General features: G+C 68.5%; 9 protein-coding genes. 5 read left to right on the forward strand and 4 right to left on the reverse strand.

Going from position 1 to position 9,722, the window contains the following annotated elements:
* From GTW40_RS20735 to obgE, 4 genes are all read left to right on the forward strand, one after another.
* A partial coding sequence (locus GTW40_RS20735) for an iron-containing alcohol dehydrogenase (protein ID WP_161181697.1) occupies nucleotides 1-670 on the forward strand: 670 nt, incomplete at its 5' end.
* 192 nt (nucleotides 671-862) lie between these two features.
* Nucleotides 863-1,183 carry a 50S ribosomal protein L21 gene (rplU, locus tag GTW40_RS20740; protein ID WP_018545136.1) on the forward strand — a complete coding sequence of 107 codons (321 nt, stop codon included), beginning with the start codon at nucleotides 863-865 and terminating at the stop codon, nucleotides 1,181-1,183.
* A gap of 14 nt (nucleotides 1,184-1,197) precedes the next feature.
* Nucleotides 1,198-1,452 (forward strand): 50S ribosomal protein L27, encoded by a 255-nt coding sequence (gene rpmA, locus GTW40_RS20745; RefSeq protein WP_018545137.1) that lies wholly within the window; start codon nucleotides 1,198-1,200, stop codon nucleotides 1,450-1,452.
* A 127-nt stretch (nucleotides 1,453-1,579) separates the two neighbouring features.
* A complete protein-coding gene (gene obgE, locus GTW40_RS20750; protein WP_161181698.1) occupies nucleotides 1,580-3,025 on the forward strand; it encodes a GTPase ObgE in 1,446 nt (481 codons plus the stop codon).
* A 113-nt stretch (nucleotides 3,026-3,138) separates the two neighbouring features.
* Here the strand turns inward: obgE and GTW40_RS20755 are convergent, their stop codons facing one another.
* The 3 genes from GTW40_RS20755 to GTW40_RS20765 all read right to left on the reverse strand — a co-directional run bounded on the left by GTW40_RS20755 (nucleotide 3,139) and on the right by GTW40_RS20765 (nucleotide 7,315).
* Entirely contained in the window at nucleotides 3,139-4,287 is a 1,149-nt protein-coding gene (locus tag GTW40_RS20755) for a glycosyltransferase family 4 protein (RefSeq protein WP_161181699.1), read from the reverse strand.
* Complete coding sequence (locus GTW40_RS20760) at nucleotides 4,284-4,937, reverse strand: hypothetical protein (protein ID WP_161181700.1); 654 nt, start codon at nucleotides 4,935-4,937, stop codon at nucleotides 4,284-4,286. Before GTW40_RS20760 ends, GTW40_RS20755 begins: the two co-directional genes overlap by 4 nt.
* A 128-nt stretch (nucleotides 4,938-5,065) precedes the next feature.
* The gene (locus tag GTW40_RS20765; protein WP_161181701.1) at nucleotides 5,066-7,315 is read right to left on the reverse strand and encodes a bifunctional glycosyltransferase/CDP-glycerol:glycerophosphate glycerophosphotransferase; all 2,250 of its coding nucleotides are present in this window, start codon (nucleotides 7,313-7,315) and stop codon (nucleotides 5,066-5,068) included.
* Between the two features lie 560 nt (nucleotides 7,316-7,875).
* Here GTW40_RS20765 and galE point away from each other — a divergent pair.
* Nucleotides 7,876-8,847, forward strand: a complete 972-nt coding sequence (gene galE, locus GTW40_RS20770; RefSeq protein WP_161181702.1) for a UDP-glucose 4-epimerase GalE — start codon at nucleotides 7,876-7,878, stop codon at nucleotides 8,845-8,847.
* Nucleotides 8,848-8,922: 75 nt separating this feature from the next.
* Here galE and GTW40_RS20775 read toward each other — a convergent pair whose 3' ends face one another.
* On the reverse strand, nucleotides 8,923-9,663 hold the full coding sequence (locus tag GTW40_RS20775) for a L,D-transpeptidase family protein (protein WP_202486192.1): 741 nt from the start codon (nucleotides 9,661-9,663) through the stop codon (nucleotides 8,923-8,925).
* Nucleotides 9,664-9,722 lie beyond the last annotated feature (59 nt).

A 9,722-nucleotide genomic window follows, 5' to 3' on the forward strand; every position in this document is an offset into this window, starting at 1 on the left:
CCTGGACAACGACGCGGGCCGGGGCTCCTACGGGGTGCCGACGCCCATCGCCCTGCTCATCGACCTCGACGTGATCCGTGAGACGCCGGTGCGCTTCGTGCGCTCGGGCATCGGGGACGCCGTGTCGAACATCTCGGCGGTCGCGGACTGGGAGCTGGCCAACCGGGTCAACGGCGAGAAGATCGACGGACTCGCCGCCGCCATGGCCCGCCAGGCGGGCGAGGCAGTGCTGCGCCACCCCGGCGACTGTGTGGACGACGGCTTCCTCACCGTGCTCGCGGAGGGGCTCGTGCTCTCCGGCATCGCCATGTCGATCGCCGGTCACACCCGGCCCTCCTCCGGCGCCTGCCACGAGATCAGCCACGCGCTCGACCTGCTCTACCCCAAGCGGGCGGCGAGCCACGGCGAGCAGGTGGGCCTCGGCGCGGCCTTCGCCATGCATCTGCGCGGCGACCACGAGGGCTCGTTCCTCATGGCGGGTTCGCTGCGCCGGCACGGGCTGCCGGTGCTGGCCGAGGACATCGGGTTCAGCGCGGACGAGTTCGTCCGGGCCGTGGAGTTCGCGCCGGAGACCCGGCCTGGCCGCTACACGATCCTGGAGCATCTGGAGCTGTCCCCGACGGGCATCCGGAAGGCGTACGCGGACTACGCGGCCACGCTGACCGGCTGAGCCGGGCCCGGTTTGACCCCTACGGGGCCTGCCCGTACCCTTGACTGTCGGCGTGTCTGAACATGCCACATCCCCGTAAACCTTTTTCCCTCCCGGTCACACCCGGTGTGGCCGGGAGAGGTCGTCCATGGTGTTTTTACCGGTGCGGCTGGCCTGCGGGGGTGCCGTCCTTCGAGCGAAAGTGAGATCCGCGTGTACGCCATCGTGCGCAGCGGTGGTCGCCAGCACAAGGTTGCTGTCGGCGACATCGTTGAGGTTGACAAGATTTCCACCGCCAATGTCGGCGACACGGTCGAGCTCTCGACCCTGCTCGTTGTCGACGGTGACTCCGTGACCAGCGACCCGTGGGTGCTGGCCGGCATCAAGGTCCAGGCCGAGGTCGTGGACCACCACAAGGGCCAGAAGATCGACATTCTGCGCTACAAGAACAAGACCGGCTACCGCCGTCGTCAGGGCCACCGCCAGCAGTACACGGCGATCAAGGTCACTGAGATCCCCACGGCTGCGAAGTAAGGGACTGAGAACAGATGGCACACAAGAAGGGCGCATCGTCCACCCGGAACGGTCGCGACTCCAATGCCCAGCGGCTCGGCGTGAAGCGCTTCGGCGGTCAGGTCGTCAGCGCGGGTGAGATCCTGGTCCGCCAGCGCGGCACCCACTTCCACCCGGGCGCCGGTGTCGGCCGTGGTGGCGACGACACGCTGTTCGCGCTGCAGCCCGGCGCCGTGGAGTTCGGCAAGAGCCGCGGCCGCAAGGTCGTGAACATCGTTCCGGTCGCCTGAATCGTCTGATTCACGGCCGCGACCGAACATTTCGCGCGAGGCGGACCTCACTTCCCGGTCGGGAAGGCAGGTCCGCCTTTCGCGTGTTGACATAGGTAATACCCGCACTTTTCTGGAGGCACCCACCATGACCACCTTCGTGGACCGCGTCGAACTGCACGTCGCCGCGGGTAACGGAGGCCACGGCTGTGCCTCCGTCCACCGCGAGAAGTTCAAGCCGCTCGGCGGCCCGGACGGCGGCAACGGCGGCCGTGGCGGCGACGTCATCCTCACGGTGGACCAGTCGATCACGACGCTGCTCGACTACCACCACTCCCCGCACCGCAAGGCCACCAACGGCAAGCCCGGCGAGGGCGGCAGCCGCTCCGGCAAGGACGGCCAGGACCTGGTCCTGCCGGTCCCGGACGGCACCGTCGTGCTGGACAAGGCGGGCAACGTGCTCGCCGACCTGGTCGGCCACGGCACCTCCTACGTCGCCGCGCAGGGCGGCCGCGGCGGCCTCGGCAACGCCGCGCTCGCCAGCGCCCGCCGCAAGGCCCCCGGCTTCGCGCTCCTCGGTGAGCCCGGTGACCTCCAGGACGTGGTCCTGGAGCTGAAGACCGTCGCCGACGTGGCCCTGGTCGGCTACCCGAGCGCGGGCAAGTCCTCGCTGATCTCCGTGCTCAGCGCGGCCAAGCCGAAGATCGCGGACTACCCCTTCACCACCCTCGTGCCCAACCTCGGTGTGGTGACGGCCGGTTCGACCGTCTACACCATCGCCGACGTGCCCGGTCTGATCCCGGGCGCCAGCCAGGGCAAGGGCCTCGGCCTGGAGTTCCTGCGCCACGTGGAGCGCTGCAGCGTCCTGGTGCACGTCCTGGACACCGCGACGCTGGAGTCCGAGCGCGACCCGCTGTCCGACCTCGACATCATCGAGGAGGAGCTGCGGCAGTACGGCGGCCTCGACGACCGTCCCCGCATCGTCGTCCTGAACAAGGTGGACGTGCCGGACGGCAAGGACCTCGCCGAGATGGTCCGCCCCGACCTCGAGGCGCGCGGCTACCGCGTCCTCGAGGTGTCGGCGGTCGCCCACATCGGCCTGAAGGAACTGACGTACGCCCTCGGTGACATCGTCGCCAAGTCGCGTGCCGCCAAGCCCAAGGAAGAGGCCACGCGCATCGTCATCCGGCCGAAGGCCGTGGACGACGCGGGCTTCACCGTCACCCGCGAGGAGATCGACGGCGAGCCGCTGTTCCGCGTGCGCGGCGAGAAGCCCGAGCGCTGGGTCCGCCAGACCGACTTCAACAACGACGAGGCCGTCGGCTACCTCGCCGACCGGCTCAACCGCCTCGGTGTCGAGGACCGGCTGATGAAGGCGGGCGCCCGCTCCGGCGACGGCGTCGCGATCGGCCCCGAGGACAACGCGGTCGTCTTCGACTGGGAGCCCACGGTCACCGCCGGTGCCGAGATGCTCGGCCGCCGAGGCGAGGACCACCGCTTCGAGGCCCCGCGCCCCGCCGCCCAGCGCCGCCGCGACAAGCAGGCCGAGCGGGACGACGCGCAGGACGAGTACGACGGCTTCGAGCCGTTCTAGTGCCGCAACGCGCTCCGGCGAGTTCCGGCGATGTGAGAGCATCGCCCGAACTCGCCGGAGTGGTAAGGCTGTTGGTGGACGCGTTGATCCACCGCCCGGGAACCCCCGGGGGATCACTTCGCCGCGGTCAGGTCCTCGTAGAGGAGTTCCCACGACTTGGTGATGACGTCGGGGCTGTATTCGGCGGCCTTGCGCAGGGCCGCCTCGGAGAAGCCGCGGCGCAGCTTCTCGTCCTCGATGAGGCGGATGATGCCCTCGGCCAGGGCGGTCACGTCGAGTTCACGGACGAGCAGGCCGTCCACGCCGTCGGAGACGAGCTCCCGCGGGCCGACCGGGCAGTTGAAACTGACCACGGGGAGACCGCAGTTCATGGCCTCCAGCAGCACCATGCCGAAGCCCTCGGACTTGGAGCTCATCGCGAAGATGGAGCCCTTCGCGAGTTCCTGGTCGAGCGTGCGCGTCGGACCCATGAGGAAGACGTGGTTGTACAGGTGCCGGTTGCGGATCGCCTTGCGCAGGGCGTCCATCTCGGGTCCGTCGCCGTGGATGCGCAGGGTCCAGTCCGGGTGGACCTCCACGACCTTGCCGAACGCCTCGATCAGCTTGTCGATGCCCTTGTTGCCGTCGAGCCGTCCGGCGCTGACCACCATGGGCCGCGAGTGGTCGGTGCGGGGCACGTCCAGGGTGTGCAGCGCGTTCGGGATCCGGCCGACGCGGACGTCGGGGAACGCCTCGGCGTAGGCGGCGCGGTCCGCTTCGGTGAGGCAGACGACCGCGTCCATCTTCACGTAGGCGGCGTCGATGGCCTCGCGCCACTCGCCCGTGTGCGTGGACAGGCCCGCGTGCTCCTGGACGACCCGGACCAGCGACGGGTCCGTGAACTCGGCGATGATCAGATTGATCGTGGGCCGGGTGCCGATCACGATCTGGTTCTCCAGACCGCGCAGGAAGCGGATCATCGCACCGATGCGGCGACGGCTGTCGAAGTTCTTGGAGAGGCCCGCCGGGAAGAGCTCGTGCCAGGAGGTGTCCTCCGGGCCGTCGTACTCGTCCCAGTCCACGTACGAGCCGGACCGGTTGTCCACGAGAGCCGTCATCTTCACCCGCGAGTCCAGGGGGAAGGGCGGCTCGTCGTGGTAGCGCAGCATGGTCGCGATCTCGACCTCGTGACCGCGCTCGACCATGGCGTTGGCCTGGTTGAAGACGGTACGGACCGTACCCCCGACGCCGAACGCGTTGTAGATCAGATAGGTCAGCTTCATCTGGCGCTCCGGTTGGCGTCGCCGCGTCGGGCGCAGCGTATGGCAAGGTCGTCGCCATCGGTGTAGTACGGCATCACGGCTACCCCGTCCTTGTACTGCTCGGGGTACTTCACGATCTGCTTCTTGCCCGGCATGTCGTCGAGGTGGCCGCCGACACGGAGCAGCAGCTTCCGCTCACCTCGCCGCGCGACCACATGCATGTCCCAGTGCTCACGGGGAAGTGCATCCCAAACGGCCAGATCGCCGAGGGGCACGACCGCCTCGAAGTCCGCGCCGTCACTGGAGACGGGGAAGTACAGCCGGCGCGGGGTCGGACGCGAACTGGAGCTCAGCGAGCGCATGAACCGGTCGGTGAGCCGCTTGACGCCGGTCGGGGCGGGCAGCTCCGGCCGTTCGCGGGAGGTGAGGCACAGCTGCCACGACTTGTCGACGGGGGCGCCGTCCGGCTGCCCGTCGATGATGACCGTCCCGATCACACGGATCCGGCCGTCGCGTGGCCAGACCCGTCTGACCTCGGCATGGGAGCGCTCCCTGGAACTGGCTTGCATGGCCACCTTCTCTTCTGTTCCTGTCAGTTGGCCTTCCCCCTGGGGAAGACGAGAGGTCAGGCAAAGCAGCGGCGCCAGTCCGCTTCGTTCCGTCAGGCTCACCGAGGGCGGGATGACGGGGGTTTCGTGCGCGCACATGCCAGGGATGTGGCCGTATCGGTACCGAGAGCCGGCGCGCTCCGCAGAGGCGCGCCGACTCTCCGACCGGGGAGCTGTGCGACCTGGTACCGCTAGGCCGCGGGCTCCTTCACGCCTTCCGCCTCGGCGGCCGCGGGGGACGGAGCCGGTATTCGCTCGTCCAGCGGCACGACCGGGAGGTTCTCCGCGGGCTCGCCCAGCATGATCTGCCGTATGACGCGCTCGGCGGCCCGGCCGTCGTCGTACTCGCAGAACTTGCGGCGGAAGGTGTCCCGCAGGGCGTCGGACTGCTCGTCCTTCCAGGCGCCGCTGGTGAAGATCTCGTGCAGCTCGTCCTGGGTGCGCGCGATGTGGCCGGGGGCCTCGTCCATGAGGTCGAAGTACACACCGCGGGAGATCTTGTACGCGTCCCAGTCGTTGGCGTAGACCACGATCGGCCGGTCGAGGTTGGCGTAGTCGAACATCATGGACGAGTAGTCGCCCAGCAGCACGTCCGCGGCGAGCTGCAGCTCCTCCGAGGAGGTGTACGCGGTGACGTCGATGACACGGGAGGACGCCTCCAGCGCCTGGACCTCCGCCGTCCGCTCGTAGAAGTGGTGGCCTCGCATGAGCACGACGAAGTCGTCACCGAGAGCGTCGGTGAGGCGGCCGAGGTCGAGCTGGGGGACGTAGCCCTTGGTGTAGTCCCGGTGGGTCGGCGCGTAGAGAACGGCCGTCTTTCCCTCGGGAATACCGATCTTCTTCCGGAGGCGGCGGACGTCGTCCGCGGTCGCCGTGTAGAAGACGTCGTTGCGCGGGTAGCCGCTCTCCATCAGCTTGAAGGAGCACGGGAAGGCCCGCTCCCAGATCTCCGAGGAGAACCGGTTGGAGGAGATGCAGTAGTCCCAGCGGTCCGAGCGCTGCAGGAGCTTCGTGAAGTTCGTGCCCTTGGCGGCGATCGGGTACTGCATCAGGTGGACGCCCATGCGCTTGAGGGGCGTGCCGTGCTGCGTCTGCACGTGGACCGTGCCGGGCCGCTTGACGAAGCGGTCCTCGAAGTTGACGTTGTTGAAGAAGTACTTGGCGCGCGCCATGATCTCCCAGTACCGCTCGGTACCCGGGATGATGTAGTCGACGCCCGGCGGAAGCTTCTTGACCTCTTCCTTCTTGGCGACCACCACACCCCTGACGTGGGGGGCTATCTCCTTGGCCCTGGCGTGCAGCGCGGCGGGGTTGCACACGTAACCCCGGTCCCAGTAGGACGAGTAGACGGCCAGGTTCTGGTCGATGGGCTGCTTGAGGGCGGCCTCGTAATGGCGCGTCAGGCGCCGGTCGGCAACCTTCTTCTTGGTGGCGCGGACCGTCTTGCGGACCTTGCGCCGACCCTGGTTGGCCATCTTCAGCGTCTGGTAGACCGGGTAGGCGCCACGCGCGATCAGGGCGTGCCGGATACCCGACTCTCCCTCGGGCCGCACATAACCCGCCGGCAGATAGCGCTGGTAATGACGGTGCGCCATGGAGAAGAATTCCGAGCGCAATTCGTCGGGCACGCGGTTGCTCTTCGCCAGAATGGCGATGAAATGGTCGATCATCTTCGTGAAGAGCTGAGGACGCCACTCCGCGAGAGACGGGTCGCTGTCCATGAACGCGAAGACGCGCTCGTACTGGTCGAAGATGTCGAAGTGCTTGCGGCTGACCGTGCGAAGGATGTTGCCCTGACGGCGCTGCCGGTAATGGACGGCGACGTGGTCCAGGGCGGCCATGCGCTCCGCCGACATCAGGACCGGGAAAGTCCAGGGCGTGTCCTCGTAGTATCCCGGCGGGAATTCGAAGCCGCGCTTCTCGATGAAGTCGCGCCGGTAGACCTTGTTCCAGACCACCATGAGCAGGCTGAGGAACTCCGGCCGCTCCTTGGCCGTGAAGACCTCCGCCCCCTCCGTCTGGAAGACGGCGGCCAGGCTGTTGCGGGTCACGCCGCCCCACCAGAAGGTGCGCGCGTAGTCGAAGATCAGGACGTCCGGGTCGGAGGTCTCCTCCAGCCGGTCCGCGATGAGCTGCAGCGAGCCGGGCGTCAGCGTGTCGTCGCTGTCGAGGAAGAAGAGGTAGTCGCCGCGCGCTATCTCCATGCCCGCGTTCCGGGCCCGGCCCAGGCCGACGTTCTCGGGCAGATGCAGCGCCCGGACCCGCTCGTCGGCCTTGGCGTATTCGTCGACGATCTCACCGCAGCGATCGGGCGAGCGGTCGTTGACAGCGATTACCTCGATGTCACGGAACGACTGCTCAAGGATGGACTCAAGGCACTCCGGCAAGAAGGACTGCACTTGGTAAATCGGTACAATCACGCTGATACGCGGCTTCGACACGCCCTGCTCTTCCAATCCTTTGACCGCACCCGTCGCTGTTCGGGTCCGGGCCCGGGTTCGAGCCCGGGTCCTGAGTCTTTCGTCATCCGAGGGGCCTGTAGCACAGGTGGTTGACGGATGAGGGAGGATACACTGACCAACAGCCTATATGTCAGGTGCAGAACCCGGCGCATCGCCCTGAAGTCCTGACGGCCCTGTGACGCGAATCATCACTTCGGCACCGGCGGTGCGTGTTACGGGACGCGCAACCCCAGGTCGCGGGCTTCGGCCGTCGAGCCGGTGGGAATAAGACACTTCCGTCCGGCGGCCCGTTTCGCGGCATTGGTTCCCTTGGGGTGGCCACGGACATCGTGGGGGAAGTCTCATGTTCCGCGGAGATCGCCTTGTTGCCCCCTCGTGCGGGACGATCGCAAAGCCCTTGGGCCGCGCGCCGTTACGGGTCGCTGCCCCCTCCGTCGACCTCCATCGACCGCGCCTCGAATGCCCCGTTGTGCCGCATTCGATTTTCGCCGGACCATCGGCCAAGGTGGTCGAAACGGTACGGACAGAGGAGACGGACCATGGGCTGGCTGGTTACGGGAGGCGCCGGATACATCGGGGCGCACGTGGTGCGCGCCCTGACCGAGGGCGGCGAGGACGTGGTCGTCTACGACGACCTGTCGACCGGCACGGCCGACCGCGTGCCCGAGAACGTGCCGCTGGTGGTGGGCACCGTCCTGGACGCGGACCTCCTGGAACGCACCCTGCGCGAGCACCACATCTCCGGGGTCGTGCACATCGCGGCCAAGAAGCAGGTCGGGGAATCGGTCGAGCGGCCGCTCCACTACTACCGCGAGAACGTCACCGGTCTGCAGACCCTGCTGGAGGCGATGACGGCCACCGGCGTCGGCCGGATCGTCTTCTCCTCGTCCGCCGCCGTCTACGGCATGCCGGACGTCGACCTCGTCACCGAGGACACGCCCTGTGTCCCCATGAGCCCCTACGGCGAGACGAAGCTCATCGGCGAGCGGCTCATCGCCGCGGCCGCGCGCGCCCATGGGCTGCGCGCCGTCTCCCTGCGCTACTTCAACGTGGCCGGAGCCGCCGCCCCGGAACTGTCCGACGAGGGCGTCTTCAACCTCGTCCCCATGGTCTTCGAACGGCTCGAGGCCGGCGAGGCCCCCCGCATCTTCGGCGCCGACTACGCCACCCCGGACGGCACCTGTGTGCGTGACTACATCCACGTCCAGGACATCGCCTCCGCCCACCGGGCGGCCGCCACGTGGCTGGGCGAGACCCCGGAGGGAACCTCGGTCGTCCTGAACATCGGCCGGGGCGAGGGGAGTTCGGTGCGCGAGGTGGTGGACCGCATCCTCAAGGTGACCGGCAACGAGGAGTGCGTGCCCGACATCACCGACCGGCGCGCCGGAGACCCGGCACGGGTGGTCGCCTCGGCGGCCCGCATCCACGACGAGCTGGGCTGGACCGCCCGGTTCGGCCTGGACGACATGATCGAGTCCGCCTGGCAGGGCTGGCGCCACCGCCACGGCTGAGACACGTCGGAGGGACGACGGCGCGCCGGTACGGGACTCGCGTACCGGCGCTTCCCGCTCAGCGGCGTACCGCTGTCACACCTTCAGGTCCGCCCGGTCGCCCATCACCACGACCGGATGCTGAGCCGGGTCCAGCGTGCGCAGCAGGTACTCCATGTCCGCCTTGGACTGGCTCACGCACGCCGAGGTGCCGCTGCCGTGGTCCATGTGCAGCCAGATGTTGCCGCCCTTGGACTGGCCCCCGGGCCGGGTCGGGTCGTTGGGCGGGGTGCCCTTGACCCGGTTGTAGTCGATGGCGATGACGTAGTCGAAGTCGTTCCAGTACGTCTTCTTCCAGTAGTGCGGCGCCTGGAAGGCGGCGGAGCGGGTGTACGGCAGCTTCGCGCCCGGTGAGGCGAGGACGCCGCCCGCGTCGCTCAGCGTGAAGACCCCCACGGGGCTGCGCTTGTCGTCCTCGTGATGGTCCGTCGTCCAGCCCTTGCGCCCGTTGTGCGCGGACCAGGTGCGCTCCTGCTTCCAGACCTGGCCCGTCTTCTCGTAGAGCGCGACGGTCGAGTCGGCCGAGTCCTTGCCGTCCCCGTACACCGCGACGACCTGCCGGGTGGTCGGCGGCACCTGCCGCCACAGCCGGTCCCCGACACCGGGCACCCGCTTCAGCGCCGTCTCGCGCGGCTTGGCGTCCGTGTGAGCGTGCGCGGCGCCCTTGCCCTGATGTGACGAGCCGCCACCGCACCCCGTCACCCCGGCGGTGATCAGCACACCGCCCGCCATCGCCGTAATCGCCCGCATCGCACCGCTTGTTCGCATGGGCTCCATCGTGGCAGAACTCCGCTCCCGCCCGGCCGACCCCTCGGCGCCCGCCCGCCGGGCCCGCC

The organism is Streptomyces sp. SID4985 (assembly GCF_009863025.1).
Classification (GTDB): domain Bacteria; phylum Actinomycetota; class Actinomycetes; order Streptomycetales; family Streptomycetaceae; genus Streptomyces.

Bases quoted from the DNA above. Each gene is read 5' to 3' on its own strand.
- obgE (WP_161181698.1), top strand. From the start codon at position 1,580: ATGACCACCTTCGTGGACCGCGTCGAACTGCACGTCGCCGCGGGTAAC.
- GTW40_RS20755 (WP_161181699.1), bottom strand. From the start codon at position 4,287: ATGAAGCTGACCTATCTGATCTACAACGCGTTCGGCGTCGGGGGTACG.
- galE (WP_161181702.1), top strand. From the start codon at position 7,876: ATGGGCTGGCTGGTTACGGGAGGCGCCGGATACATCGGGGCGCACGTG.
- rpmA (WP_018545137.1), top strand. From the start codon at position 1,198: ATGGCACACAAGAAGGGCGCATCGTCCACCCGGAACGGTCGCGACTCC.
- GTW40_RS20775 (WP_202486192.1), bottom strand. From the start codon at position 9,663: ATGGAGCCCATGCGAACAAGCGGTGCGATGCGGGCGATTACGGCGATG.